The sequence below is a fragment of the Mycobacterium sp. HM-7 genome, from assembly GCF_053852335.1.
Genome location: NZ_CM132657.1, coordinates 5,710,468 through 5,734,807 on the forward strand (window position 1 = coordinate 5,710,468; position 24,340 = coordinate 5,734,807).

Below are 24,340 nucleotides of genomic sequence, written 5' to 3' on the forward strand. Positions count from 1 at the left end.
TCGACTAAACGGTAGATTAGTCGAATGACTAAGGCAAGCGCGAAGGACGACCCCGGCGCGCGCATCCGCCCGGTCGTGCTGTCCCACGCAGCCGACTTGTTCGCCGACCGGGGCCCGGCGGCGACGTCCCTTCGCGATATCGCCAACAGTTCGGGGATCAACGCCGGCTTGATCTTTCGCTACATCGGCAACAAGGAAGCCATTGTGGCGTCCGTCCTCGCCTACCTCGCCGACGACCTGGTGGCCGCACGCGACGCGGACGGGCCACGCGAGATGATCGAAGCCCGCGCCGAACGCAACTGGAAGGTGATCGCCCGTACGCTGCTGGACGGCTTCGACATCGGCCAGCTGCAACACCACTTCCCGAACGTCGAGCAGCTTGTCGCGGCCGCCCGCGAACACCACGGCGACGAGCACACCGCACGCGTCGCCACCGCGGACGCGCTGGCGCTACAGCTGGGTTGGCGACTGTTCGGGCCATTTCTCAGGGCCGCGACAGGGCTCACCGACCGAGAAGCCGGCCCCGCCGACGACATCAATGATTCAATCACCGCTCGACTGGGCAACCCCCGACGACTCGGACACGATTGACCTTCCGCCGCGGTATATCGCTCCAGGAAACGATTGTGTGCCCGAAAGGAACTGTTCGCGATGTCACCAAACGATGATGAGAACCGCTGGCGCGGAACCTCATCCGACGAGCGCATCGACGAACGTCGGGACCGCATGCTGGTCGCCTGCCGTGACATCGTCGGCAAGCAGGGCGGCTCGGCGCTCGCCGTCCGAGCAGTGTGCCGAGCGGCGGGCGTCAGCCCACGCCATTTTTACGAGTGCTTTCCGGATACCGACTCGCTACTGCTCGCCACGTACGAACAGTCGGTGCAGCAGTTGCTGATCGCGGTAACCAGCGCTGCGCCGGCAGACTTCGCCGCCGGCGCACCGGATCCGGCCGCGGCACGTCGGGTGTTGCGCTCCGTGTTCGACACCGCGATCTCACATCTGGAGAAGCATCCCGAAGACGGTCGCATCATCTTCGGCGAAGCGTTGACCAACAACTTCCTGCGCACCCACGCGGTCATGACGCTGCCGAAGTTCATGCGCGCGGTGAAGGAGCTGACTCTTCCGGCACCAGCCAAACAGCGCAAGGCGCGCTACGGCAGCCTGGAGTCCACGCTGCTGGCAGGCGGGCTCGCCGCCGTATTCATCGAATGGCTGTCCGGTACATCGGATTTCAGTAGGGACGACTTGATCACCTACTGCACGGACATCACCTGGGCGGTGCTGTCCACCCAACCTGACGGGAAGTGATTGACACGCGTCAAGTTATGAGAAACACTCGTTTCCGATAGCTTGGCGAGCCGCCGACAGGAGAACCCGATGTTCGACGAAGAACAGTTCCAGCTAGCCCTCAAACAACCGCGGTTGAAGGGACACGTCCCCACCTACCTCAACTCGAATCGTGCTGTGCCGATTCGGGTTCACCAAGAGCACGAACTGCAGCAGATGACGGCGCAGTGGTTCGTCGACTTCGATCGCAAGCTCGAGCACTACAGCGCGGCATTCGACACCGACTTGTCCTGGGTGATGACCTGGGCCAAGAAGTACTGGTGGAGCTTCCTGGTCCGCGACATGGACCTCAACCACGAGCTCTACGCCCCTGACATCAAATACACCGACGTCAGCACGTTCGGTCACACCATCGAAGGCATCGACGAATTCGTCACCTACAACTTCGCATTCTTCGAAGCCATCCCCGACTGGCGCTACGATCCGCTGCCGGACCAGGTCTACCTCGACGTTCAGCCCGACGGCACCGTCCGGACGGTGATCCGCTACATCGGCAGCGGACATTGGACCGGCCCCCTCAGATTGCACCCGTTCGATGATTCCGCGCCAAGGGTTTACGGCAACGGCCAGTTCCTTCAGGCACCCGCCGTCGACCGCTATCACTTCAATTCAGACGGGCTGATGCAGGAGGGTGAAACCCTTTACGACATGCTCGACGGCCTGCAGCGCGTCGGCATCATGCCGAGCGGAAACAGCCGGCTGACCCACGCATTGTTCGCGGCAAGCCGGGTACCGGCGCTGTTCGGGCAGGCGCGCAAGCAGCTCACCGCACTCACCGGCTTCCGTTAGATCAGGGCCCGCACAGCGTCGACCGCAGCGAGGTTGTCGGCGCCGATGAGCGCCCGGCGGATCGGCCGGCCTGCCGAGGTCTGCAGCACCGCGAACACCGGCAGGCTGGCGAGGCGACAAGCGTCCAAGAGCGGATCGGCCACGCGGGGAATCTGGTTGAGTCGACGCGACGGTCTCGGCAGTGCGGCCACCGCCAACAACGATGAATTCATCAGTGCCACATCGGCAATCACCCTGGGCAGGTCGGCCACGCCGGAAGGCCTGAGTAAGCCGAGGGCGGTACGCAATTGTGCACGGTTCCAACCGTCCCGGTACCTGAACTTGTCCGACAGCGATGCGTAGTAGAGCGCCAAATCCGCTGTACTCGCGGGAACTCGGTCACGCGGCACCCCCATCAGGACGGCCAACTCCACCATTTCGGCGAAGTACTGGTCACGTTCGTCGGCCTCCAGCGGACGCGCGCCACCGATCCCTGACACCGCGAAGTTCTCGTACGCAAGCAATCCGCCGTGCGTGATGGTCGTCGCCGCGAACAGCATGGTCTCCGGGTCGGTTGCCGAATAGCTGGTGCCATTGTCGCGGTCGACGCCGCGCATCGGTCGGTGATAGTTGAAAAGTTTTCTGGCGCAATGCTGTGCGGTCTTGCGATCACCAAACAGGATGGGAAAGGGCACCGCCACCGTGCGGCCGATGCGGTCATGAAAGCGGCCACCACCTGACCCCTGCCAATTTCGCTGACGCTTGGCGTTGGTGGGATAGAGCGGGTCGTGGTCGAGCAACACCGATTGAAACTCCACATGCGGCACTTCGAGCAGATTGGTGATCTGCGCGATCATCAAGGCGACCGCCGGCGTCGTCAGCACTCGCCACGCGACCGACGTCGGCCCGAAGAATCCATGATCCTCAGCATCCGGATCGCTGGCCCACACCACTCCAACCGTCATGAGAAACGAGTGTTTCCGATGATTTGACGGCTGTCAACAGCATCCACGGACCAATGCGAGTCAGCGCGTCGAACGGGCTTGGCGGCCGACCAGATACCAGGTGTGCATCACGCCCTTGCCCTTGACCTCGACCGCGCCACGCTCCTCGAGCACGAAGATGTCCTTGAGACGCTCGTAGACGTTCTGCGGCACCTGGATTCGGCCGACGACGTCGGTGGTCTCCATCCGTGCCGCGACATTGACCGCGTCACCCCACACGTCGTAGAAGAACTCTCGCGCGCCGACCACACCGGCGACCACCGGACCGGTGGCCAAGCCGATCCGCAGCGGCACCGCCCGTCCCTTCGGGTCCGTCAGCGCGGCAACCGCTTCGACCATCTCCAGAGCCAACGAGGCGAGCGCTTCGAGATGGTCGGGCCGCGGCTCGGGCACCCCGCTGACGACCATGTACGAATCACCGCTGGTCTTGATCTTCTCCAGGCCATGGTGGTCGACCAGTGTGTCCAGTCGGGTATAGAGGCCGTCCAGAAACCTGACCAACTCGGTGGGCGTGGAATCGCTTGCACGCTGGGTGAATCCGGCGATATCAGCGAACAGCACCGAGGCCTCATCGTACCGGTCGGCAATGATGTCGCGGTGCGGATCCTTCAACCGTTGCGCGATCTTCGCCGGCAGGATGTTGGCCAGCAGCGACTCGGAGCGGTCGTACTCGACCGCCAAAGCCGCTTCCGCACGGTCGATTTCGCGCATCGCGTACCAGATGGTCGCGACCACGAGCACCCACGACGAAAACACCGAGGTGACGAACCCGACATCCGTGGCCCACTGGGGCTGAACCCCGGTGTCCGCCGGCACCAGGAACTGCAGCGCGATGATGATGCCTGCCCCCACTGCGGCGATCGCTGACGCCAGCACAATGTGCTCGATCCCGAGTATCACCACCACCAGGGATGCGACGACGAGGAAGTACAGCTGCTGGCCGGATCCTCGCCCCACGTAAGAAGTCACCAGGGTGGTCACGAAGTACGCGATGCCGATGAAAGTCACCGGTGCGTGGAGTTCACCGAAGCGGTACAGCCTGGGGACCACCACCAGATAGACAGGGGCGGTCAGGATCGCCAGAGCCCCGATCCAGACCCCGGTGCCGCCGGCGAGCACCGACAAGGCACCCAGGAACGCGGCAACCACCGCACCGATCCGGGCCGCCACGATCAGCACGCGCCGGCGGCGCGCCAGGCTCTCCGTGGACGAGGCCCCTGGCGACATGACCCGGAGCCTATCGCCGGAGGTGCACGTGGCCGGGCAGATCGCGACGCCCAGAAATGACAACAGGCCAGAAGTATCAGCTTCTGGCCTGTTATCCGTTGTGCGCCCGAAGGGACTCGAACCCCTAACCTCCTGATCCGTAGTCAGGTGCTCTATCCATTGAGCTACGGGCGCATGGTTACAACTATTCAGTTATGTGGCGGAGGCGAGAGGATTTGAACCTCCGGTCCCCTGTAAGGGGGACAACTCATTAGCAGTGAGTCCCATTCGGCCGCTCTGGCACGCCTCCTGAACGCTCCGAGGTTACCGGACTCTCGCACCCCGGAACCGCCGAGGGCATACGGTACACAGTGAACACCAGGAAAGGCAAAGCGCGACGCCAGGGCCACATTCGAGAGACACCTAGACTGTCCCGGGTGACCGCCCGCCTGCGCCCCGAGATGGACGCCCTGCCTGCCTACACCCCCGGTCGTACGGTGCCCGGCGCCATCAAGATCGCCAGCAACGAGACCGTCGACGGACCGCTGCCGAGTGTCCGCGAAGCGATCGTCGCGGCCATGGACAACATCAACCGCTACCCCGACAACGGCTACGCGGCATTACGTGAGCGGCTGGCCGCCTACGTGGGGTTCGCGCCCAACCAGATTTCGGTGGGCTGCGGGTCGGTGAGCCTGTGCCAGCAGCTCGTCCAGATCACGTCCTCGGTCGGCGATGAGGTGCTGTTCGCGTGGCGCAGCTTCGAGATCTATCCGCTGCAGGTCCGCACCGCCGGGGCGACACCCGTGCCCGTCCCGCTGGCCGATCACACGCACGACCTGGACGCCATGCTCGCCGCGATCACCGACCGCACCCGGCTGATCTTTGTCTGCAACCCGAACAACCCCACCTCGACGGTCGTCGAACCGGCCAAGCTGGCCGAGTTCGTCGCCAAGGTCCCGCCGCACATCCTGGTCGTCCTGGACGAGGCCTACGTCGAGTACATCCGCGATGGCCTGCTGCCGGACAGCCTGGCGCTGGTGCGCAAGCACCCGAACGTCGTCGTCCTGCGCACCTTCTCGAAGGCCTACGGGCTGGCCGGACTGCGGATCGGCTACGCCGTCGCACACGAGGACATCGTCACGGCGCTGGGCAAGGTGTACGTGCCGTTCACCGCGACCAGCGTCAGCCAGGCCGCCGCCATTGCCTGTCTGGACGCCGCCGACGAACTGTTGGCCCGCACCGACGCCGTGGTCGCCGAACGGGCCCGGGTCAGCGCCGCACTGCGCGACGCGGGGTTCGAGCTGCCCGATTCGCAGGCAAACTTCGTCTGGCTGCCGTTGAGCCCCGAAGACACCGTCGACTTCGTCGACAAGGCGGCCGACAACAAGCTGCTGGTGCGGCCCTACGGCCAGGAGGGGGTGCGCGTCACCGTCACGGTGCCGCGCGAGAACAACCTGTTCCTGGACTTCGCCGTCAGCTGGCGCGGCGGCCGGTGAAGCCGATCAGCTGATCCAGCGGGCTCGCGTCGGCCGGCACCTCGACGGGATCGTCGAACCCGACGGCAGCCCGCGCGGCGGGGCTGACAGCGGCCTTCGTCAGCCCCAGGACGTACTCGGCGAGGTCATCGGGGGCATCCACCGTGCGGCCGACGGCGGTGGCGTAGTCCCACGCGTGAACGAGGAATTCGAGCGACAGGATGCCGGCGACTCGCGCGGCCGGCATCTCGCCGGGCCCCGCCGCGACGGTGCCCTCCAACCCCCGCGTGCGCCACGCCGCCAGGGCGGGCCGCGCAGCCGCGGTCACCTGGTCGACGATCGGCGCACTGGCGTCGCGTTCCGGCAGTTGCGCGCCCGCGATCCCGCCGATCACGGTGATGGAATTCATGAGGTGATCGGTGAGGGCTGCCACATCGAACTTGGCGCACGGTGTCTGCCGCGCCGCATCGTCAGGCGCGAGACCGCTCAACACCTGCTCGAGAACGTCCAGACTGGCCTCGCCGGCCTCGATCACATCCGACGGAATCGTCATGGGCGAGACGCTACGCCCAGGTTCACCGGCTAGCCTGCGGATCATGGCTGAAAGCTTTGAATCGCTCTCCATTGAGACCAAGGACCACGTCGCACAGGTCACGCTGCTCGGCCCCGGCAAGGGCAACGCCATGGGCCCGGCCTTCTGGGCCGAGCTGCCGGTGGCCTTTGCCGCCCTGGACGCCGACCCCGACGTGCGGGCCATCGTGCTCACCGGATCGGGCCGCAACTTCAGCTACGGGCTGGACCTGCCCGCCATGGGCGGCATGCTGGCGCCGATGCTGGGCGGTGGGCTGGCCAAGGAGCGAGCTGAGTTCCACACCATGGTGCGCGGCATGCAGGGCGCGATCACCGCCGTCGCCGACTGCCGCACGCCGACCATCGCCTCGATCCAGGGCTGGTGCATTGGTGGTGGCGTCGACCTGATCTCCGCGGTCGACATCCGGTACGCCAGCGCCGACGCCAAGTTCTCGGTCCGCGAGGTCAAGCTGGCCATCGTCGCCGACGTGGGTTCGCTCGCCCGGCTGCCGCTGATCCTGAACGACGGCCATCTGCGTGAACTTGCGTTGACGGGCAAGGACATCGACGCCGCGCGCGCCGAGAAGATCGGCCTGGTGAACGACGTCTTCGCCGACGCCGACGCCTCGCTGGCCGCCGCACACGAGACCGCCCGCGAGATCGCCGCCAACCCGCCACTGACGGTGCATGGCGTCAAGGACGTGCTGGACGAGCAACGCACGGAACGGGTTTCGGCCAGCCTGCGGTACGTGGCGGCCTGGAACTCGGCGTTCATCGCGTCGAAGGATCTGACCGAGGGCATCACCGCGATGTTCGAGAAGCGCGCGCCGGAGTTCAAGGGCGAGTAAGGACCAATCACCTTGAGCCTCAACTACATCGAAGCGATTGTGGTCGGCGCGTTCCAGGGTGTCACCGAGCTGTTCCCGGTGTCCAGCCTGGGCCACTCGATCCTGGTGCCGGCCCTGGTCGGCGGCCAGTGGGCCAAAGACCTCGACATGACGGCTGACAAGTCGCCGTACCTCGCGTTCCTGGTGGCCGTGCACGTCGCGACGGCCTTGGCACTGCTGGTGTTCTTCCGCAAGGACTGGGTCGCCGTCATCGGCGGACTGTTCACGTCCATCAAGAACCGGAAGATCACCACCTCGGCCGAGCGGCTGGCGTGGCTGCTGATCCTGTCGACGATCCCGGTCGGCATCGCCGGGCTGGCACTCGATCATGCCCTCCGCACTTCGCTGGGCAAGCCCGTGCCGGCGGCGGCGTTCCTGGCCATCAACGGCGTCGTTCTCTTTGTCGGCGAACGCCTTCGGCATCGAACCGCTTCGGCCGTGCCAGCTGCCGTTCACTCGGAAGCGCTCAACGAATCCGATGAACGCCTCGCCCGCCTCCCTATCCCGGAGGCGATGGGTATCGGCGCAGCCCAGATTCTGGCGCTGCTGCCCGGCATCAGCCGCTCCGGCGCAACCATGGTCGCCGGCGTGCTGCGTGGGTTGTCCCATGAGGACGCCGCGCGGTTCTCGTTCCTGCTGGCAACCCCGGTGATCCTGGCCGCCGGCGCGCTCAAGATTCCGGAACTGTTCGGCCCGGCCGGCGACGGGATCGGGGGCCAGGTGCTGGCCGGCAGTGCGGCGGCGTTCGTCGCGGCGTACCTGTCGGTGCGGTTCCTGGTGAAGTACTTCGAGACCCGCACGCTGACGCCGTTCGCGATCTACTGCGCGGTCGCCGGCCTCGGCAGTCTGGCGTGGCTGACGCTGCGCTGAGCGAGGGCGTTCTCCGCACCTGAAGAGGACGAATTGCCCTGGGCTGTAACCCCGCTACCTATCTGTTAGTGGCAGCCAGCCCATGGCAATTCGTCCCAGGTGAAAGAAATCCGAAGTGCCCCAACTCAATCGCGCCCACATCGCCACCCTCGTGGTTGCGGGAACCGCCCTCGCGTTTCTCGTCGCCTGTTCCAATAGTGACGCCGCGAAACCAGCACCCACACTCGACCCCATCACCTCACCCGCGCCCGCGACGCTGACGAGCGCGGACTTCATGCCCGTCTGCCAGGGCGCAACACAATCACGTGCGGCCGGCTACAGTCCGAACTCGAAGTCCCACAAGACGATTCTGTTCACTCCGCTGAACCACGGACTCGTCGAGGACACCAGCACCCTGCCGTTGGACTGGACAGTGCAGTTCGACGCCAATCGCGACACCTATGCCGCCATCGACACCGTGGTGTGCGTCGAGACCAAAGATGAACAGTCCGTCAAGGAGTGCACCGGCTATCAGGACAACGGGCACTCGACGGCCAACAAGGTCGACCTGCGGGCCACCGCTTACACCGTCACCGTCCGGGTGGCTGCGACCGGGAAAGAGCTCGGCAGCACCGAGTTGTCCGGTACGGACACCACCTGTCCGATGTTCATGTCATTCGACGACGACACGCAGACCAAGCCGTACAACGTGCCGCCGCCCAAAGACGACCTGATCGCCTTCGTAAAGCAGTTCGTCCAGCCCTGAAACCTTCAGCAGCACAATCGGAGTACTCGCATGCCCAAAATCAGCCGGGCGGCCGCCGCCGCTGCCGTGGGTGCCCTCATCGCTTCGGCAACAGCCTTAGCAGGGCCGGCGGATGCCGTAGGTGGTCCCGGCGGCTTCGGCAACGCACAGGACACCATCAATGCGCTTCAGGCGCAAGGGTTCAACGTTCTCATCAACGGCGCCGTCGTCTATCCGTTGTCGGGGTGCAAAGTCCTCGGCATCGAAGGCCTGCGCAATGACAACGTCGATGGCTCGGGCGCCATCATCGACCGCACGAAGTTCACCACGGTGTGGGTCGACATCTCGTGTAAGGGAGGCTAATTCAGCGACCCGTGCAGGTTCTTCGCCGTCGGGCTGGTCTCGACGGTCGCGGGGTCCGGGTAAGTGCGGAGCACCCGGTCGGAGATACCCGATGTGGTGACGGAGAACCAGTAGTGCTCGTTCTTGAAATGGTGCTGCCGGTGATTGCGCCAGACAGCCTTGTACAACCGCGTCCGCGGCTTGTAATCGGTATGCACCAGATAGTGCACCCACTCGTAGCCCAGCAGCGTCAGCGCCCCGACCACCATGAACGACAGCGTGCCGGTCAGCGGGGTGCCGATGAGCGCGCCGATACCAAGTGGCGCAGCAACGCCGAGGATCGCCAGCGCCCAGGGCAGGCTCCGGGTGGGGATGAACACCAGATCGACATCGCGCGGGTCTGCGTGGTGCCGGCGGTGATCTCGCGCCAACCGCGTGTCCAGCCGGACCGGCCCGAGATCCCTCGGCTTCCAATGCAATACGAAAACATGGATCAGCCACTCGATGAACGGGAGCAACACCACTACCACCACGGGTATCCACAGTTCACGAACAGCAAAGTCAGCCAAGACGATTCGCCCGGTCAGCGCGCCGACCAGGTAGGCAACGATCATCCACGGCGTGGGGTGACGCCAGAACTCGCGGGCCGCCCGGCGCAGCGTCACACCCCGAGCGCGGGTGGTGGTGCGAACCGTCGTCATGCCTTCTCCATCTCGTCGAGGAACCCGCCGAGGACGACGCTCGCGCCGCTGAGCACTGTCACCGCTGCGCTGCGGGCGGCGGCCCCGTCACCTGAAGTCACTGCTGCCGCGAGGTCTCGGTACAGATCCGCGGGTTCCGCGGCAGCAACAGCGTCGGCCACCACCGACAACATCGGCTCGTACACCCGTCGCATGCCGTTGTAGATCAGCGTCATCGCAATCGAATCCGCCCCGCGCACAAGACATCCCCAGAAGGCCAGCGCCGCCTGCTGCTGCTCGGCCCCGGTTTGCGCGCTGTCGAGGTCGGCGAGCACCTCGGTCAGCGCCTGGGTGAGCGCCGCCCCCGAACGCGTCGCCGCCTTCTCCGCGATCCACGGCCCGAGGTAGCCACGCACCTCGAGCACGCTGCGCACCACCGCCGGGTTCACCACTGCGCCGTCGGGCACGTCGACCAGCAGATGCGGCAGCAGGTCCAGCCCACCGGTGAGCATGATGTCGTTGACGACGGCACCGTCGCCCTGTCGCACGTCGAGATGACCGGATGCGACGAGACGCTGGATCGCCTCGCGCACCACGGGGCGCGAAACGCCCAGCACTTCGGCCAGTTTGCGTTCGCTCGGCAGCCGTGAGCCCGGCGGCGGCGCACCCGCGACGAGCTGCTTGAGCAGCTGGTCGTGCACCTCGTCGGCAGCCGAGCGTCGCTTGATCGCGATCAACTCCATGCGACGACCTTAACCCGCTAGAGGTAAGAGGTCTAGTGGTATTACCAATTACTACCGCTGCTAGGCCGCGGGTTTGCGGTATGTGGCGAGGGTGACGTCGAGGATGCCTTCGGTGAAGTAGCGTTCGCAGCCGCGCAGGTATCTCATGAACCGCTGGTATACCTCTTCTGATTGGACCTCAACAGCTTTCGCGTGGTTGGCCTGCAGTGCGTTGCCCCACATGTTGAGCGTCCGGATGTAGTGCGGGCGCAGTGAGATCGCTTCGGGAACCTCGAATCCGGCTTGTTCACCGTGCTCGATCATCATGTCCGTGGTCGGAATCCGGCCGCCGGGGAAGATTTCGGTGACCATGAATTTGATGAATCGCGCGGTTTCGAAGGTGACTTTCTTTCCGTCCGCGTTCAGTTGGTACGGGTGGTAGCCGACACTGCTCTGAATCGTCATCCGGCCGTCGGCGGGCAGAATTTCGAAGCAGTTCTTGAAGAAATCCGGATACCGGTCGAAACCGAAATGTTCGAAGGCCTCGATGGACACGATCCGGTCGACGGGTTCGTCGAACTCTTCCCAGCCGTGCAGCAGCACCCGTCGGGTCCGGTCGGTGTCGATGTCGTCCAGGAGTTGCTGGGTGAAGGCCTGTTGATTCTTCGACAGGGTGAGTCCGATGATGTTGACGTCGTATTTCTCGACGGCGCGCTTGGCGGTGGCGCCCCAGCCGCAGCCGATGTCCAACAGCGTCATCCCGGGCGTGAGTCCGAGTTTGTCGAGGTTGAGGTCGATCTTCGCGATCTGCGCCTCTTCCAGGGTCAAGGTCTCAGGTTCGAAATACGCGCAGCTGTAGGTGCGCGACGGATCCTGAAACAGGCCGAAGAATTCGTCGGACAGGTCGTAGTGGGCTTGTACTTCCTCGAAATGCGGGCGCATATCGTCGTGGGAATGTGTGGACATATCTGGGTTTACCTTCCAGCCCGACACACCCGTGTCGAGCGTATGTGTGGCGGAGTGGTGACAGGGCGGAGTGATCCCGCTACTTCTTGAGGGTGAATTGGTTGACGTCGACCTGGCCCAGGCGGAACATATCGGCGCAGCCGGTCAGGTATTTCATGTAGCGGTCGTAAACTTCGGCCGATTGGATGGCGATGGCATCGTCGCGGTGGGCTTCGAGTGCCTGGGCCCAGCAGTCCAAGGTCGTCGCGTAGTGGGGCTGTAGTGACTGGACCCGGGTCACCGTGAATCCGGCCGCCGCAGCGTGATCGTGGACCATCGGGGCCGAGGGCAGCCGGCCCCCCGGGAAAATCTCGGTCAAGATGAACTTCACGAACCGGGCCAACTCGAAGGTCAGCGGGATGCCGAGTTCGGCGGCATGGCGCGGTTCCAGGCCGCAGATGGTGTGCAGCAGCATCACTCCATCGGCCGGCAGCGCGTCATAGGCCATCTGGAAGAACGCCGGATAACGGTCGTGACCGAAATGCTCGAACGCTCCGATCGACACGATCCGGTCCACCGGCTCGTCGAACTGCTCCCAGCCTTCCAGCAGGACTCGTCGTGAGCGGGTGGTGGGCATCCCGTCGAGCAGGTGCTCGACATGACCGGCCTGATTCTTCGACAGGGTCAGACCGACAACGTTGACGTCGTATTTCTGCACGGCGCGCCGCATCGTGGCGCCCCAGCCGCAGCCGATATCGAGCAGCGTCATGCCGGGCTCGAGGCCCAGCTTGCCCAGCGCGAGGTCGATCTTCGCCAACTGAGCCTGCTCCAGCGTCATGCCCTCGCGCTCGAAGAACGCGCAGCTGTAGGTCTGGCTCGGATCAAGAAACAGCCGGAAGAAATCGTCCGACAGGTCGTAGTGCGCCTGCACATCCGCGAAATGCGGCTTGAGCTTCTCTGCCATGGCAATTGCATCCTTTCCCACCAAAACGTGGGGTAGCACTGATCGTGCACCCAGGCACGACCGCCTTCGGGCGGCCATGCACGGGCGCGATGTTCCGAACACGTGTATCGGGGCGGTGCGGGTTGACCGCCCTGATGACCTGTATTCGTGGCGGCACCCCACAGCGGATGGGTGCAATGCGGGATATCGCCCGGGGGTCAGCCGTAGGCGAACGAGTACACCTGTACGCCCTGGGTTGCGCGCACCAGCAACTCCCCGGGCTGTACGCGGTCGGCGGCAGCAAGCCGATAGGTATTGGGTGCTCCGTTGACCGGCACCGTGGTTGCGGTCCCGTCGTGATCGACCGTCAGTCTGCCCGTGCCGCCCGCAACGATGTATACGGTTTTGGCGTGATAGCGCAGCCGGATCGCCGACGTCGCGCTGCGTGCGGTGCCGCCCTGATAGTCCAGGAGCCACCGGCCGCTGAGCGCGAAAGTGTCATCCGCCTGAGTTGGTGGAAAGCTGAACGTGGTTTCGCCCTGGTCATAACGTCCGGGCCCGCCATAGTTGACAACTTTGCCGACCGACAGGAACGTCTCTGGTGTCTGGCCGGACGCCGGGGCGGTGTCGCCCATACCGGTGGGCGGCGGTAGGTTCACCTCGCTGTTGACGTCGGTGAGCAGTTGGCGGATCAGCTTTTCGGTGACGTCGTAGCCGCCTTCGCCGAACTGGATCTGCCGGACCTCACCATGGCGGTCGATCAGGTACCGGGCGGGCCAGTACCGGTTCCGGTAGGCGGTCCATGTGGCAAATGCGTTGTCCAGCGCGATCGGATAAGAGATGCTGAGTTTCCTGGCGCCGGCGGCGACGTTGGCCGGCACTTTTTCGAAGGCGTATTCCGGGGTGTGCATCCCGATCACCACCAAACCGTCATTGCGGTAGGTGTCGTACCAGGCCGTGACGTGGGGAATCGACCGTTGGCAGTTGATGCACGAGTACGCCCAGAAATCCACGAGCACGACCTTGCCGCGCAACGCCTTCAGATCCAGTGGCGGGCCGTTCAGCCACTGGTCGATGCCCCGGATCGCTGGGGCCGGCCCGCAATCTTCCAGCGCGTGGCTGCCGTCATGGCAATTGGACAGTTGGCGGTTCTCATCGGTGACGATGCCACCCAGATTCAGTTTCTGCTCCAGCCGGTCGGCGCCGGCGGCGTGCTCCAGTCCGGCGGTGTAGTCCGGGATCACGCGCTGCAGCGCCGCGGGCAGATCGAACGCCAACGCCACCGCGAGCGCCACCATCACCACCCCACCCACGCGGCGGATCGCGCGCTGCCGGTGCCGAAAAGCGCTGACCCGCCGGGTGATCCGCTGCCCAGCCATTGCGAACACCAGCAAGGGCACGGCGACACCGACCGCGAAGGCCAGGATCAGCGCGATCGTCTGCGACCCGAAGGACCCGGTGGCACCGGCAACGACGATCGCGGCCAGCACCGGCCCCGCGCACGGCACGAACACCAGGCCGAGCACCAAGCCCAGTCCGAACCCGCCGCGCGTCGCATCGACCGGACGTTGCGGGATGCGCGCGAACGGACGCTCCAGCACCGACTCGATCGCGGGGACGATCAGGCCCAGCCCGAGCAATGCCAGCAAGACCAGGCCGGTCCACCGAATCACGTTGGCGGGCAGATGAAGTAGCGCCAGTAGGGTCGAGCCGGCCAGCGTGCTCGCACTGAAGCTGACCACCAACCCGGCGACCACCCACACCGGCCGTCGAGGGTCCCCGGTGCCGGACAGGAAAATCACCGGAAGCACCGGCACGATGCACGGCGAAATGCCCGTGAGGAGCCCGCCCAGCAGGCCGATCAATATCAGAGCAAGCACACCGGTAATTCGGAACCACGTGGGGCCCGGATGGCCGCGAACACTCCTTCGGTATGCGACGCGGTCATCGGCCTATCCGAAAGCGCTTCGGCTGCGAACCATCAGTGCAGGCCCCCAACGGCGACCCTGGTCGTCGCGACAAAGGAGAAACGGATGCAGCACACTCATCACCCACGGTTGGCCGCCGCCGGCGTCACGGTGTTAGCCGCGATCGCCTTGACTGCGTGCTCCAACGACAGCACATCTTCGTCGACCCCACCACCGGCAACCAGCAGCATGAGTTCAGCATCAAGTGCGATGCCGGCGATGGGATCGGCTTCCGCCGGAAGCGAACTCGTCGGCCCCGGGTGTTCGTCGTACGCCCAGCAGGTGCCGACCGGGCCCGGTTCGGTCGCCGGCATGGCCGCCGACCCGGTCGCGGTTGCGGCATCGAACAACCCGATGCTGACCACGCTGACGGCGGCACTGTCGGGCAAACTGAATCCGAACGTCGACCTGGTAGCCACCCTCAACAGCGGCCAATACACGGTGTTCGCGCCCACCGACGACGCGTTCAAGAAACTGCCCGCATCAACCCTGGATTCGCTGAAGACGGACTCGGCCACGCTGACAAGAATCCTCACCTATCACGTTGTGGACGGCCAACTCTCACCCACTGCGGTTGCCGGCTCACACAACACCCTGCAGGGTGCGCCGGTCACGGTGACCGGCAGCGGTGCGGACCTGAAAGTCAACGGTGCCGCACTGGTCTGCGGCGGCGTGAAAACCGCAAACGCCACCGTCTACATGATCGACACGGTCCTTATGCCACCCACGCCGTGACCTACCGCTACTGATACCACGAACGGCCCGCGGACCTCACCCAACAACCGCGGGCCGTTCGATCAGCCAAACCTGCTGGCTAATAACGATTTAGGGACTGCAGATGAATAAGCTGCGCTGCACCGTCCGGATCGTCGTACGCACGGCCGTGCTCAGCGCACGCCTCACCTGTTGTATCGCGATCCAGCTGATCCGCCCCGCCACACAGACTGTGCCCGACTATCGGCTCCCACTGAGCGCCACGTCAGACGGGTCGAACGCCGGTACCCCGCTCCAGATGAATCTCAGGACCCGCACGGGCTGATCTCGATGTAAGCCATCGGAATGTCGAACGCGGAGCTGCTCTTCTCGAGGGTCTTCTCGAACATCTTCATGGCCGGCGACCAGTTCGCCGCGATCGCGGCGTCGGCACGGGCATGCTCCGCCTCGGGCAGGATCCGCGCGATACCCGCGACCGGCCGCCCCTTCGGCCGGCCCCGGAGGTTGCACGGCACCACAACCACCCGTGAGTTGTTGCGCACCCGTTTGACTTTCCCTGTCGATGCGTCGGTGCGGACGTACAACTTCCCGTCGGCGACACCATGATTGATCGGGCTGGGCATCGCCTCACCCGAACGCTTGAACGTCACCATGACGATCTGCCGCGCTCGCTCGAAGCCCGTGAAATCCGAGCCCGTCGGCTCCCCGATGTCGAAGGCCTCTCGGTGGCGCAACTTGTCCATGCCTCGAAACATCAACCGCCCCATGGCCGCAGCAAGGCTGTTCGCAGTCATGGCCGAAGTAAACCCGAAAATTGAAATCATCATGGGCACAACGGTCGAACCCCGACGCGGACGCAAATAAGGTCGCCGACGTGACTGCTTCCGTGACTTCTCTCAACGCGATCACCGATGCCACCCGGGCGGCGGTCGCCGAGAATCCCGCCGCGGCCGCCGTGGTGTTCAAGGCCTCCGCTGAACCGGAGGGCAGCGTCGGCAGTGAAATCACGCTCGGCAAGTACCGGGTGCACGTCGACGAGCCACCCGCGCTCGGCGGGCAGCACACCGCACCCAACCCGGTGGAGTACTACCTGGCGTCACTGCTGTCGTGCCAGGTGGTGACCTACCGCTTCTGGGCCGAGCGCCTCGGCATCCAGATCGACTCCCTCAGCGCCTCCGCCGAAGGCGATCTGGACGTACGCGGCTTCTTCGGCCTCGACGACAACGTCCGCCCCGGCTTCCAGGAGATCCGGGTGACCGTCAACGTCTCCGGCCCGGACACCGATGAGCGGTACCGAGAACTGCAAGCAGCGGTTGATGTGCACTGCCCGGTGCTGGATCTGACGACCGGGACGACGCCAGTAAGTACCCAGCTGATCACTGATTGACCCTAGATTTGCGTCATGCCGTCGATGACGCCCGCGCCGAGCCTGATCGCGGCAGCGGCCCTGACCGTTGCCACCCTCGCTGGTTGCACGCCGGCCCCTCCAAAGCCGACCACGACGACCGCAAGCATCACAACGACGACAAGCACCACAACGACCACGAGTGCCGCCAAGGGCGCGCCCCCAGCCGCCGAGACCCACGGCTACACGATCACGTCGATAACCCTTCCCGGCTCACCGCCAGGGACGTCGGTGACGGTTCCCCAGTTGGCGGGTGGCGACCCGGCCGTCACCGCGCGATTCAACGCTGCCATGCAGGCATCCCGGGCCGGCATGCCTCAACCATCCGACGACACGAGCGTGAGCGACGGCGAGCTTCCGGGCGGATTCCGCAGCGGCGTAACCAGAATCGGCTCCGGAGTCGTGGCCGGACGCATTGTGCTGCTCTGGTACGGCAAGGGCGCCGCGCACCCCAATCAAAGCCTGGGCACGGTGGTGATCGCGACCCGCACCGCAACGCCGGTTACCGTCAACGACCTCTACCAGGCTCCTGCCGCCGCGTTGGCCCGGTTGCGAATGCTGCTGCCGCAACTGGATACCAGCGGCCGCCTGAATGAGCAGTGGCTGTCGGGGGACGATATCGATGTCAACTGGCTGCCGACGCCCAGCGGGTTGCAGGTGTACGTCCCTGTGGCCCACGCCCTGGGTGACTATGTGCCGGTAACGGTGCCTTGGGACCGAATCGCCGATCTGCTGCGGCCGGGGATGCTCGAGGTACTGCGGGCGGATTAGGTATCCGAACATTGTTGTCGGTCAACATGTTCCGCGAAACAAGCCGAACGACTGGAAACGGCTCACGGCGCTGTGGAAACATCGGACCATGGGCACCCCCGATGCACCACGAACGAACCACCGGGCGAAGTACGTCGCCGTCATCGTCGTCTCGATCGTCGTGGCGGTCACCGCGGTGGTAGGGGTCGTGGGCGACATTCCGGGCCGCATCATGCGCGCGTTCGGCGGCGTCGGGCACGAGGACCTGTTCTCCGCGCAGCGGCTGGACTCGGAATTGGACGTGGTGCGCGCGCAGCTCGGCCACCTGCTGATGCGGCGAGTGGACGTGACCGCCAACCTGATCTCGGTCGAGGCCGTCGCCGCTGACGGCCAGCTCCACCTGTACTGGATCCGCGACGGCAAGGTCGACGACATGGACTCGATCTCCGACCTGCACGCGGGCGAGACCGCGTTCACCGCGGAGGATCTGTCGGGACCGCGGATACGCGCGGCGGTGTCCGACGTCCACGGCCTCGGGAAGCCCGGCGACATCCAGCTGGCCTCCTACCTGATCGGCCAGGGGCATCCGCTGTCGGTGGCCGTGTGGATCCGGCACGACCCGGTGAGTTCGGTGCTGCACTTCGATCCGCGCGGCGGCAGCGCCGTGGTGCGTGAGGATTCGATCGAGACCGACGAGCACACCTCGTCCTTCGGCGGCTGCTGGTGCTGAACTGCGGTGGCGGAGGGATTTGAACCCCCGGTTGGGTTTAACCAACTCTCGCTTTCAAGGCGAGTGCATTAGGCCGCTCTGCCACGCCACCGCCGACCAGCCTAAGGGGTCCAGCCCCGCGCGAGGGTGCCGGGTCCGTGTGTAGCGTTGCGGCTATGCGCGCCATCGTCGTCGAATCCCCAGGTCAACTAGCATGGTCCGAGGTACCGGACGTGACGGCCGGGGAGGGTGAGGTCATCATCGACGTCACCGCGGCCGGAGTGAATCGGGCCGACCTGCTGCAAGCCGCCGGTCTTTATCCCCCGCCGCCGGGCGCGAGCGACATCCTGGGACTGGAGGTTTCGGGCATCATCGCCGAGGTCGGCGCGGGCGTCGAGAACTGGGCTGTCGGTGACCAGGTGTGCGCGCTGCTGGCAGGTGGTGGTTACGCCGAGAAGGTGGCCGTGCCCGCTGCCCAGGTCATGCCGATCCCCTCGAGTGTCGGCCTGCACCATGCGGCCGGTCTGCCGGAGGTCGCGGCCACCGTGTGGTCCAACCTGGTGATGACCGCCGGCCTGCGGTCCGGCCAGCTGGTGCTGCTGCACGGTGGAGCGAGCGGCATCGGCACGCACGCGATCCAGGTCGCCCACGCGATGGGCGCCCGCGTCGCGGTCACGGCGTCACTGGAAAAGCTGGAGCTCTGCCGCGAGTTGGGCGCCGACATCCTGGTCAACTACCGCGACGAGGACTTCGTCGAGCGGATGACGGAGGTGGGCGGCGCGGACGTCATCTTCGACATCATGGGCGCCTCATACCTGGACCGGAACATCGATGCGCTCGCGTCCGACGGCCGCGTGGTGATCATCGGGATGCAGGGCGGAGTCAAGGGCGAACTGAACATCGCCAAGCTCCTGGGCAAGCGGGCCGGCGTCATCGGCACGGCGCTGCGCTCGCGCCCCGTTGACGGGCCGTCGGGCAAAGCGGCGATCATTGCCGAACTGGCGCAGCATGTTTGGCCGATGATCGCCGACGGCCGGGTGCGCCCCATCATCGGTGCCGAGCTGCCCGTCGAGCAGGCGGCGGCGGCCCATCAACTTCTGCAGGCGGGCGCCGTTTCCGGCAAAGTGCTTCTGCGAGTACAGGATTAGTCTCCGCCAGCCTGACCACAGGGCGGTTTCGAGGCTGATTTTTCGCCACCAGGTTAGGCTCGCGTGACGCTTGCATCGACTCCACGAGTACGGCGCAGAACCCGCAAAGCGCAACGCCGTGAACGCAGAATCATCCAGGCAGATAGTTTGACCCGGTGACGTTCACCTACACCGCGCCCGTCCGCTATCTCGAGGTCGACCAACAGGGCGTGGTCTTCAACATGTGGTATCTGGCCTACATGGACGAGGCTTTCGGCGCGTTCATCGCCCAAACCGCGTCGTGGCACGACATCGTCGACGCGGGAGTGGACACCCAGGTGGTCCACACCGAACTCGACTGGTCGGGTTCCCTGAAGTGGGGCAACCAGATTCACGTCGACGTCACCGTTCCCGCCCGGGGCCGAACCTCGTTCACGGTCGAATTCCTCATCCACGCAGGCGATTCCACCCAGCCCATCGTCACCGCGCGGACGGTGTACGTCTGCATCGCGACAGACGGCTCCGGCAAGGTCGAGCCGCCGCAGTTGCTGCTCGACGCGCTCGACTACAGGTAACTAACCGAGCGAGGCCAGAGCCCGGACTAGCTGATCGACTTCGGCCGTCGTCGTGTAGTGCCCGAGGCCGACCGTCACGGCGCCGCCGATGTCGTTGACGCCGATGGCCTCCAGCACCCGGGAGTTGCCGTCCGACACGGCCAGTACACCGTTGTCGGCGAGCCGGCTGATCACGCGGTCGGCGGGCACGCCCTGGACCGCGAAGCTCAGCACCGGGATGGCAGCCTCGGGTGCGCCGAGCACCATGACCAACGGCAGCGACCGCAGCGAGTTACGCAGATACCCGAACACCCGGCCGAGGTAAGCCTCGGCCGACTGCATGGAGCGCGCGAGCCGTTCGCGGCGGGAGCCGGTGGCCGCGTCGTCGAGGTTGGCCAGGTATTCGATGCTGGCGACGACGCCACCGAGCAATCCGAACTGGTGCGCACCCACTTCCAGACGCGCGGCGCCCGTGGCGTTCGGATCGAGCGAAACCGTCGTCAAGGCGTCGATCATCGCCGGGTCGCGGAACACCAGCGCACCGATCGGCGGGCCACCCCACGCGATCGCGTTCAGCGCCACCACGTCGGCGTCGACGTCATTGATGTCCAGCAGGCGGTAAGGCGCGGCCACCGAGTGGTCGACCACGACCATGCCACCGTTCTCCCGGGCCATCTTGGTCACCGGCCGCAGATCGGTGACGGTGCCGAGCTTCGACGACGCCGACGTGATCGCGATCAACCGGGTCGGCCGGGTGATGAGCGTCTCCCACTGCCAGCTGGGCAGTTCGCCGGTCTCGATGTCGACCTCGGCCCACTTCACCTTGGCGCCATAGCGATTGGCGGCCCGCAGCCATGGGGCGATGTTGGCCTCGTCGTCCAGGCGGGTGACGACCACTTCGTAGCCCAGTCCTGACCGCGACGCCGACGCCTCGGCCAGCGAGTTCAGCAGGACGGCACGGTCGGCGCCGAACACCACGCCGCGCGGGTCGCCACCGACGAGATCGGCGACCGCCTGCCGCGCGGCCGTCAGGACCGCGGCGCTGCGCTGGGCCGCCGGGTGCGGGCCGGCTGCCGACGACATGGAGCCGCGGAACGCGGTCGAAACGGTGGTCGCTACCGAGTCCGGCAGCAACATGCCGGTCGGCGCATCGAAGTGCACCCAGCCGCCGCCCAGTGACGGATGCAAACCGCGCACCCGGGCGACGTCATATGCCATGCCATGCCAACCTTCGAGCAATTTGGGCTTACCAGCCAAAATTTATCCGGGGGCGCGCCCGCTGCACACACCGGCGAAAGTCGGGCGACCCGAACAGCCATACTAGTGCAGTGAGCTTGGCCTCCGGCGTCCTTGTCGCCCTGTTGACCATGGTGATCCCTGGAGCAATCACCGCCCGCGTAGCACAGCTAACCTGGCCCGTTGCCGTGGCAGTCGGCCCCGCAGTGACCTACGGCATCGTAGCTCTGGCCGTCGTTCCACTCGGCGCCGTCGGCGTGCCATGGAACGGCTGGACGGCGTTGCTGTCGTTCGTCATCGTGGTTGCAGTGGTGGCCGCGCTTCGTCGTGCCTTGCGGCGCTACCGGGACACCGCCGCGGAAGGACTCGCGATCACCCGCGGGCCCGCCCTGTTCGTGGCCGGCGGCATCGTCGTCGGCGCGACGGCTATTGCAATTTCAGCAATCCTCGGCATGCCGCATTGGCAATCCATTCCGAGCACCTGGGACTCCGTCTGGCACGCCAACACCATCCGCTGGATTCTCGACGTCGGTCAGGCCTCGCCGATGCACATGGGCGAGCTTCGCAATGTCGAGACGCACGCCCTGCTGTACTACCCATCGACGTTCCATGCCCTTGCCGCCGTCTTCTGCCAACTGACCGGCGCCGCCCCGACGACGGCGTACACCCTGCACTCGCTGGCAGCGTCGACCTGGCTGTTCCCCGTCAGCGCGGCAACCCTGACCTGGGCCATGGTTCGGCCGCACAAGTGCCAACGGTGGAGCGCCGGGGCGGCTGCCGCGGCGGCCGCACTGGCGGCGTCGTTCACCGCCCTGCCCTATGTCGAGTTCGACGTCGCCGCCGTCCCCAACCTGGTGGCCTACGGCCTCGCCGGACCGACGACGGTGCTGATCATGTCGTGCCTGCGGCACCGCGACCGGATCCCGCTCGCCGTCATCGCGCTGATCGGCGTGTTCTCCACCCACATCACGGGCGGCGTCGTCGTCGTCACTTTCGTCGGCGCCTGGTGGCTGTGCGACACCCTCTGGCATCCCGTACGCGGCCGGCTCGCCGACTTCGTGAGCCTGGTCGCCGTCGCGGTGCCGTCACTGGTCCTGCTGCTGCCGCAGTTCATCGGCGTGCTGGCGCAGGCGGACATCATCGTCGGGCACGCCTTCGTCACCCATCAAAGCCGACTTCGGGTGCTGTTCAACGCGATCGTCCAGCACACGCGCCACCTCAACGACTACCCGATCCAGAACATCCTGATCGCACTCGGCGGCATCGGCGGCGTGCTCCTGCTGATCAAGCGGGTCTGGTGGCCGGCCGCGGTCTGGGCACTGATGATGGTCGCGATCGTGCATTCGGGCGCGCCGTTCGGCGGCCCGCTCGGCGCGCTCATCGGACCGTACGCCGACCTCTACTACAGCGACCCGCGGCGGCTGTCCGCCGTGGTGACCCTGCTGATCACCCCGTTCGCCGGGGTCGGGTTGTTCGCCATCATCACGTTCGCCGTCGACTGGCTGCGGAAGCGGGCGCCCCGGACCGAGCGGTTCTGGGCAATAACCACCACAGCGGCGTTGCTGCTCTCGACAGTGGGTCTGGCCTGGCACTACTTCCCCCGGCACCGCTACCTGATCGGCCAGAAGTACGACCAGATCATGGTCAACGACAAGAATCTCGAGGCCCTCGCCTACCTCGCGACGCTGCCCGGCGCCAAGGACACCTTGGTCGGCAACGCGAACACCGACGGCACGTCATGGATGTACGCGGTCGCCGGGCTGCACCCACTGTGGACCCACTACGACTATCCGCAGCAGCAGGGACCGGGCTACCACCGTTTCATCTTCTGGGCCTACGCCGACGACGCCGACACCGACCGGCGGGTCGCGGAGGCGGTCCGTGCACTGAACATTCGGTACGTGATCACCAGCTCGACCATCGTCAAAGGGTTCGTCATGCCCGACGGACTAGTGTCGCTGGATAAGTCGAAGTCGTGGGCGAAGATCTACGACAACGGGCGGTCCCGCATCTACGAGTGGCGCGGCGACGCCGCACCGGCGAACAGATAGGAACACTGCAGCCATGACGCTGAAACCAGAAGACGACGACGACAACATCGAGGTCATCGGCGGGGACCTGGCATTGGGCGGGGACGACCCCGAACAGGGCGACGAAGGCAAATCGCTGACCGACCTGGTCGAGCAGCCGGCCAAGGTCATGCGGATCGGCACGATGATCAAGCAGCTGCTGGAAGAGGTGCGCTCCGCGCCGCTGGACGAAGCCAGCCGGAACCGCCTGCGCGACATCCACCGGTCGAGCATCCAGGAACTCGAAGACGGCCTGGCCCCGGAGCTCACCGAGGAGCTGGAGCGACTGTCGCTGCCGTTCTCCGAGGACAAGGTGCCGTCGGCCGCCGAGCTGCGCATCGCGCAGGCGCAGCTGGTCGGCTGGCTCGAAGGCCTGTTCCACGGCATTCAGACGGCCTTGTTCGCCCAGCAGATGGCAGCCCGCGCACAGCTCGAGCAGATGCGCCAGGGCGCCCTCCCACCCGGCGTCGACGGCGGTCGCGGCCCCTTCCAGTCCGGCACCGGCCAGTACCTGTAGACCGTGACGGAACCGCACATCTCCACGCAGAACGCGTGGGTCGAATTCCCGATCTTCGACGCGAAGTCCCGCTCGCTGAAGAAGGCCTTCCTCGGCAAGGCCGGCGGCGGGATCAACCGCAATGAGTCGAATGTCGTTGTGATCGAAGCACTTCGGGACATCACCATGTCGCTGAACATGGGAGACCGGGTGGGACTGGTCGGCCACAACGGCGCCGGCAAGTCGACGCTCCTGCGTCTGCTGTCGGGCATCTACGAACCGACGCGCGGCTCGGCGACCGTCCGCGGCCGGGTGGCGCCGGTCTTCGACCTGGGTGTCGGCATGGACCCCGAGATCTCCGGCTTCGAGAACATCATCATCCGCGGCCTGTTCCTCGGGCAGACCCGCAAACAGATGCTGGCCAAGGTCGACGAGATCGCCGACTTCACCGAGCTCGGCGAGTACTTGTCGATGCCGCTGCGCACCTATTCCACGGGTATGCGCGTCCGGCTCGCGATGGGCGTGGTCACCAGCATCGACCCCGAAATCCTGCTGCTCGACGAGGGCATCGGCGCGGTGGACGCGGAGTTCCTGAAGAAGGCCCGCACCCGGTTGCAAGCCCTGGTGGAACGCTCCGGAATCCTGGTGTTCGCAAGCCATTCCAACGAATTCCTGGCCCGGCTGTGCCAGACCGCAATGTGGGTCGATCACGGGACCATCCGCATGACCGGCGGCATCGAGGACGTCGTCCGCGCCTACGAGGGCGACGATGCGGCACGGCACGTGCGCGAGGTGCTCGAAGAGAACGAGCGCGAGCGCCAGGCGTGACC

28 protein-coding genes and 3 tRNA genes are annotated in these 24,340 nt (G+C 65.7%); 17 read left to right on the forward strand and 14 right to left on the reverse strand.

Annotated features, from left to right (window positions below):
* Nucleotides 1-24 precede the first annotated feature (24 nt).
* The 3 genes from ACWW1C_RS27445 to ACWW1C_RS27455 all read left to right on the forward strand — a co-directional run bounded on the left by ACWW1C_RS27445 (nt 25) and on the right by ACWW1C_RS27455 (nt 2,136).
* The gene (locus tag ACWW1C_RS27445; protein WP_455981190.1) at nt 25-591 is read left to right on the forward strand and encodes a TetR/AcrR family transcriptional regulator; all 567 of its coding nucleotides are present in this window, start codon (nt 25-27) and stop codon (nt 589-591) included.
* Nucleotides 592-651: 60 nt separating this feature from the next.
* On the forward strand, nt 652-1,308 hold the full coding sequence (locus tag ACWW1C_RS27450) for a TetR/AcrR family transcriptional regulator (protein WP_455981191.1): 657 nt from the start codon (nt 652-654) through the stop codon (nt 1,306-1,308).
* 69 nt (nt 1,309-1,377) lie between these two features.
* Nucleotides 1,378-2,136 carry a nuclear transport factor 2 family protein gene (locus ACWW1C_RS27455; protein ID WP_455981192.1) on the forward strand — a complete coding sequence of 253 codons (759 nt, stop codon included), beginning with the start codon at nt 1,378-1,380 and terminating at the stop codon, nt 2,134-2,136.
* Here ACWW1C_RS27455 and ACWW1C_RS27460 read toward each other — a convergent pair.
* The 4 genes from ACWW1C_RS27460 to ACWW1C_RS27475 form a co-directional block, all read right to left on the reverse strand.
* Nucleotides 2,133-3,080: an oxygenase MpaB family protein gene (locus tag ACWW1C_RS27460; RefSeq protein WP_455981193.1), complete on the reverse strand. Its 948-nt coding sequence runs from the start codon at nt 3,078-3,080 to the stop codon at nt 2,133-2,135. The genes ACWW1C_RS27455 and ACWW1C_RS27460 overlap by 4 nt on opposite strands.
* Nucleotides 3,081-3,140: 60 nt before the next feature.
* Nucleotides 3,141-4,346 carry an adenylate/guanylate cyclase domain-containing protein gene (locus ACWW1C_RS27465; RefSeq protein ID WP_455981194.1) on the reverse strand — a complete coding sequence of 402 codons (1,206 nt, stop codon included), beginning with the start codon at nt 4,344-4,346 and terminating at the stop codon, nt 3,141-3,143.
* Nucleotides 4,347-4,447: 101 nt separating this feature from the next.
* Nucleotides 4,448-4,520: transfer RNA gene (locus ACWW1C_RS27470), tRNA-Arg, on the reverse strand.
* 23 nt (nt 4,521-4,543) lie between these two features.
* Nucleotides 4,544-4,635, reverse strand: a tRNA-Ser gene (locus tag ACWW1C_RS27475).
* Between the two features lie 127 nt (nt 4,636-4,762).
* On the opposite strand from ACWW1C_RS27475, the gene ACWW1C_RS27480 reads away from it, so the two are divergent.
* Complete coding sequence (locus tag ACWW1C_RS27480) at nt 4,763-5,821, forward strand: histidinol-phosphate transaminase (protein ID WP_455981195.1); 1,059 nt, start codon at nt 4,763-4,765, stop codon at nt 5,819-5,821.
* Here the strand turns inward: ACWW1C_RS27480 and ACWW1C_RS27485 are convergent.
* Nucleotides 5,799-6,353, reverse strand: a complete 555-nt coding sequence (locus tag ACWW1C_RS27485) for a TIGR03086 family metal-binding protein (RefSeq protein ID WP_455981196.1) — start codon at nt 6,351-6,353, stop codon at nt 5,799-5,801. The genes ACWW1C_RS27480 and ACWW1C_RS27485 overlap by 23 nt on opposite strands.
* 43 nt (nt 6,354-6,396) lie before the next feature.
* Between ACWW1C_RS27485 and ACWW1C_RS27490 the strand changes: the two genes are divergently transcribed.
* From ACWW1C_RS27490 to ACWW1C_RS27505, 4 genes are all read left to right on the forward strand, one after another.
* Entirely contained in the window at nt 6,397-7,218 is an 822-nt protein-coding gene (locus tag ACWW1C_RS27490; RefSeq protein ID WP_455981197.1) for a crotonase/enoyl-CoA hydratase family protein, read from the forward strand.
* A 6-nt stretch (nt 7,219-7,224) separates the two neighbouring features.
* Nucleotides 7,225-8,127, forward strand: coding sequence for an undecaprenyl-diphosphate phosphatase (locus tag ACWW1C_RS27495; protein ID WP_455984463.1), 903 nt, complete (start codon nt 7,225-7,227; stop codon nt 8,125-8,127).
* Between the two features lie 115 nt (nt 8,128-8,242).
* Nucleotides 8,243-8,872: a hypothetical protein gene (locus ACWW1C_RS27500; protein ID WP_455981198.1), complete on the forward strand. Its 630-nt coding sequence runs from the start codon at nt 8,243-8,245 to the stop codon at nt 8,870-8,872.
* Nucleotides 8,873-8,902: 30 nt separating this feature from the next.
* Nucleotides 8,903-9,214 carry a hypothetical protein gene (locus ACWW1C_RS27505; RefSeq protein ID WP_455981199.1) on the forward strand — a complete coding sequence of 104 codons (312 nt, stop codon included), beginning with the start codon at nt 8,903-8,905 and terminating at the stop codon, nt 9,212-9,214.
* Here the strand turns inward: ACWW1C_RS27505 and ACWW1C_RS27510 are convergent.
* From ACWW1C_RS27510 to ACWW1C_RS27535, 6 genes are all read right to left on the reverse strand, one after another.
* Nucleotides 9,211-9,894: a sterol desaturase family protein gene (locus ACWW1C_RS27510; RefSeq protein ID WP_455981200.1), complete on the reverse strand. Its 684-nt coding sequence runs from the start codon at nt 9,892-9,894 to the stop codon at nt 9,211-9,213. The two genes, ACWW1C_RS27505 and ACWW1C_RS27510, sit on opposite strands and share 4 nt — an antisense overlap.
* Nucleotides 9,891-10,616: a FadR/GntR family transcriptional regulator gene (locus ACWW1C_RS27515; protein WP_455981201.1), complete on the reverse strand. Its 726-nt coding sequence runs from the start codon at nt 10,614-10,616 to the stop codon at nt 9,891-9,893. The genes ACWW1C_RS27510 and ACWW1C_RS27515 overlap by 4 nt, the downstream gene beginning before the upstream one ends.
* A gap of 60 nt (nt 10,617-10,676) precedes the next feature.
* Complete coding sequence (locus ACWW1C_RS27520) at nt 10,677-11,561, reverse strand: cyclopropane mycolic acid synthase family methyltransferase (RefSeq protein WP_455981202.1); 885 nt, start codon at nt 11,559-11,561, stop codon at nt 10,677-10,679.
* A gap of 79 nt (nt 11,562-11,640) precedes the next feature.
* Nucleotides 11,641-12,504 carry a cyclopropane mycolic acid synthase family methyltransferase gene (locus tag ACWW1C_RS27525; protein WP_455981203.1) on the reverse strand — a complete coding sequence of 288 codons (864 nt, stop codon included), beginning with the start codon at nt 12,502-12,504 and terminating at the stop codon, nt 11,641-11,643.
* Nucleotides 12,505-12,701: 197 nt separating this feature from the next.
* Nucleotides 12,702-14,363, reverse strand: a complete 1,662-nt coding sequence (locus ACWW1C_RS27530) for a cytochrome c biogenesis protein DipZ (protein WP_455981204.1) — start codon at nt 14,361-14,363, stop codon at nt 12,702-12,704.
* Nucleotides 14,364-14,530: 167 nt separating this feature from the next.
* A complete protein-coding gene (locus tag ACWW1C_RS27535; protein WP_455984508.1) occupies nt 14,531-14,764 on the reverse strand; it encodes a hypothetical protein in 234 nt (77 codons plus the stop codon).
* On the opposite strand from ACWW1C_RS27535, the gene ACWW1C_RS27540 reads away from it, so the two are divergent.
* Nucleotides 14,661-15,185, forward strand: coding sequence for a fasciclin domain-containing protein (locus tag ACWW1C_RS27540; protein WP_455984464.1), 525 nt, complete (start codon nt 14,661-14,663; stop codon nt 15,183-15,185). The two genes, ACWW1C_RS27535 and ACWW1C_RS27540, sit on opposite strands and share 104 nt — an antisense overlap.
* 284 nt (nt 15,186-15,469) lie before the next feature.
* On the opposite strand, the gene ACWW1C_RS27545 is transcribed toward ACWW1C_RS27540, so the two are convergent.
* Nucleotides 15,470-15,958 carry a PPOX class F420-dependent oxidoreductase gene (locus ACWW1C_RS27545; protein WP_455981205.1) on the reverse strand — a complete coding sequence of 163 codons (489 nt, stop codon included), beginning with the start codon at nt 15,956-15,958 and terminating at the stop codon, nt 15,470-15,472.
* 80 nt (nt 15,959-16,038) lie between these two features.
* Here ACWW1C_RS27545 and ACWW1C_RS27550 point away from each other — a divergent pair, with 80 nt between their 5' ends.
* From ACWW1C_RS27550 to ACWW1C_RS27560, 3 genes are all read left to right on the forward strand, one after another.
* Entirely contained in the window at nt 16,039-16,551 is a 513-nt protein-coding gene (locus ACWW1C_RS27550) for an OsmC family protein (RefSeq protein ID WP_455981206.1), read from the forward strand.
* 15 nt (nt 16,552-16,566) lie between these two features.
* Complete coding sequence (locus tag ACWW1C_RS27555) at nt 16,567-17,340, forward strand: hypothetical protein (protein WP_455981207.1); 774 nt, start codon at nt 16,567-16,569, stop codon at nt 17,338-17,340.
* 88 nt (nt 17,341-17,428) lie between these two features.
* Nucleotides 17,429-18,049, forward strand: coding sequence for a hypothetical protein (locus tag ACWW1C_RS27560; protein WP_455981208.1), 621 nt, complete (start codon nt 17,429-17,431; stop codon nt 18,047-18,049).
* Nucleotides 18,050-18,053: 4 nt separating this feature from the next.
* Here ACWW1C_RS27560 and ACWW1C_RS27565 read toward each other — a convergent pair.
* Nucleotides 18,054-18,140: transfer RNA gene (locus ACWW1C_RS27565), tRNA-Ser, on the reverse strand.
* A 64-nt stretch (nt 18,141-18,204) separates the two neighbouring features.
* Between ACWW1C_RS27565 and ACWW1C_RS27570 the strand changes: the two genes are divergently transcribed.
* Together ACWW1C_RS27570 and ACWW1C_RS27575 are read left to right on the forward strand one after the other, a co-directional pair.
* The gene (locus tag ACWW1C_RS27570) at nt 18,205-19,176 is read left to right on the forward strand and encodes an NAD(P)H-quinone oxidoreductase (protein WP_455981209.1); all 972 of its coding nucleotides are present in this window, start codon (nt 18,205-18,207) and stop codon (nt 19,174-19,176) included.
* A 155-nt stretch (nt 19,177-19,331) separates the two neighbouring features.
* The gene (locus ACWW1C_RS27575) at nt 19,332-19,730 is read left to right on the forward strand and encodes an acyl-CoA thioesterase (RefSeq protein ID WP_455981210.1); all 399 of its coding nucleotides are present in this window, start codon (nt 19,332-19,334) and stop codon (nt 19,728-19,730) included.
* On the opposite strand, the gene ACWW1C_RS27580 is transcribed toward ACWW1C_RS27575, so the two are convergent.
* Nucleotides 19,731-20,927, reverse strand: coding sequence for a cysteine desulfurase-like protein (locus tag ACWW1C_RS27580; protein ID WP_455981211.1), 1,197 nt, complete (start codon nt 20,925-20,927; stop codon nt 19,731-19,733).
* A 149-nt stretch (nt 20,928-21,076) separates the two neighbouring features.
* Between ACWW1C_RS27580 and ACWW1C_RS27585 the strand changes: the two genes are divergently transcribed.
* The 3 genes from ACWW1C_RS27585 to wzt are packed head-to-tail and all read left to right on the forward strand — an operon-like array spanning nt 21,077 to nt 24,338.
* Complete coding sequence (locus ACWW1C_RS27585) at nt 21,077-22,996, forward strand: DUF6541 family protein (RefSeq protein ID WP_455984465.1); 1,920 nt, start codon at nt 21,077-21,079, stop codon at nt 22,994-22,996.
* A gap of 13 nt (nt 22,997-23,009) precedes the next feature.
* Nucleotides 23,010-23,531 carry a bacterial proteasome activator family protein gene (locus ACWW1C_RS27590; RefSeq protein ID WP_455981212.1) on the forward strand — a complete coding sequence of 174 codons (522 nt, stop codon included), beginning with the start codon at nt 23,010-23,012 and terminating at the stop codon, nt 23,529-23,531.
* A 3-nt stretch (nt 23,532-23,534) separates the two neighbouring features.
* Nucleotides 23,535-24,338, forward strand: coding sequence for a galactan export ABC transporter ATP-binding subunit Wzt/RfbE (wzt, locus tag ACWW1C_RS27595; protein ID WP_455981213.1), 804 nt, complete (start codon nt 23,535-23,537; stop codon nt 24,336-24,338).
* Nucleotides 24,339-24,340 lie beyond the last annotated feature (2 nt).

Excerpts from the sequence above, each read along its gene's own strand:
- ACWW1C_RS27445 (WP_455981190.1), top strand. The coding sequence starts at position 25 with ATGACTAAGGCAAGCGCGAAGGACGACCCCGGCGCGCGCATCCGCCCG.
- ACWW1C_RS27535 (WP_455984508.1), bottom strand. The coding sequence starts at position 14,764 with ATGCCGGCGACCGAACCGGGCCCGGTCGGCACCTGCTGGGCGTACGAC.
- ACWW1C_RS27460 (WP_455981193.1), bottom strand. The coding sequence starts at position 3,080 with ATGACGGTTGGAGTGGTGTGGGCCAGCGATCCGGATGCTGAGGATCAT.
- ACWW1C_RS27520 (WP_455981202.1), bottom strand. The coding sequence starts at position 11,561 with ATGTCCACACATTCCCACGACGATATGCGCCCGCATTTCGAGGAAGTA.
- ACWW1C_RS27485 (WP_455981196.1), bottom strand. The coding sequence starts at position 6,353 with ATGACGATTCCGTCGGATGTGATCGAGGCCGGCGAGGCCAGTCTGGAC.
- ACWW1C_RS27560 (WP_455981208.1), top strand. The coding sequence starts at position 17,429 with ATGGGCACCCCCGATGCACCACGAACGAACCACCGGGCGAAGTACGTC.
- ACWW1C_RS27465 (WP_455981194.1), bottom strand. The coding sequence starts at position 4,346 with ATGTCGCCAGGGGCCTCGTCCACGGAGAGCCTGGCGCGCCGCCGGCGC.
- ACWW1C_RS27540 (WP_455984464.1), top strand. The coding sequence starts at position 14,661 with ATGCCGGCGATGGGATCGGCTTCCGCCGGAAGCGAACTCGTCGGCCCC.
- ACWW1C_RS27585 (WP_455984465.1), top strand. The coding sequence starts at position 21,077 with ATGGTGATCCCTGGAGCAATCACCGCCCGCGTAGCACAGCTAACCTGG.
- ACWW1C_RS27515 (WP_455981201.1), bottom strand. The coding sequence starts at position 10,616 with ATGGAGTTGATCGCGATCAAGCGACGCTCGGCTGCCGACGAGGTGCAC.
- ACWW1C_RS27450 (WP_455981191.1), top strand. The coding sequence starts at position 652 with ATGTCACCAAACGATGATGAGAACCGCTGGCGCGGAACCTCATCCGAC.
- ACWW1C_RS27455 (WP_455981192.1), top strand. The coding sequence starts at position 1,378 with ATGTTCGACGAAGAACAGTTCCAGCTAGCCCTCAAACAACCGCGGTTG.
- ACWW1C_RS27525 (WP_455981203.1), bottom strand. The coding sequence starts at position 12,504 with ATGGCAGAGAAGCTCAAGCCGCATTTCGCGGATGTGCAGGCGCACTAC.
- ACWW1C_RS27570 (WP_455981209.1), top strand. The coding sequence starts at position 18,205 with ATGCGCGCCATCGTCGTCGAATCCCCAGGTCAACTAGCATGGTCCGAG.
- ACWW1C_RS27490 (WP_455981197.1), top strand. The coding sequence starts at position 6,397 with ATGGCTGAAAGCTTTGAATCGCTCTCCATTGAGACCAAGGACCACGTC.
- ACWW1C_RS27505 (WP_455981199.1), top strand. The coding sequence starts at position 8,903 with ATGCCCAAAATCAGCCGGGCGGCCGCCGCCGCTGCCGTGGGTGCCCTC.
- ACWW1C_RS27590 (WP_455981212.1), top strand. The coding sequence starts at position 23,010 with ATGACGCTGAAACCAGAAGACGACGACGACAACATCGAGGTCATCGGC.
- ACWW1C_RS27580 (WP_455981211.1), bottom strand. The coding sequence starts at position 20,927 with ATGGCATATGACGTCGCCCGGGTGCGCGGTTTGCATCCGTCACTGGGC.
- ACWW1C_RS27545 (WP_455981205.1), bottom strand. The coding sequence starts at position 15,958 with ATGACTGCGAACAGCCTTGCTGCGGCCATGGGGCGGTTGATGTTTCGA.
- ACWW1C_RS27555 (WP_455981207.1), top strand. The coding sequence starts at position 16,567 with ATGCCGTCGATGACGCCCGCGCCGAGCCTGATCGCGGCAGCGGCCCTG.
- ACWW1C_RS27510 (WP_455981200.1), bottom strand. The coding sequence starts at position 9,894 with ATGACGACGGTTCGCACCACCACCCGCGCTCGGGGTGTGACGCTGCGC.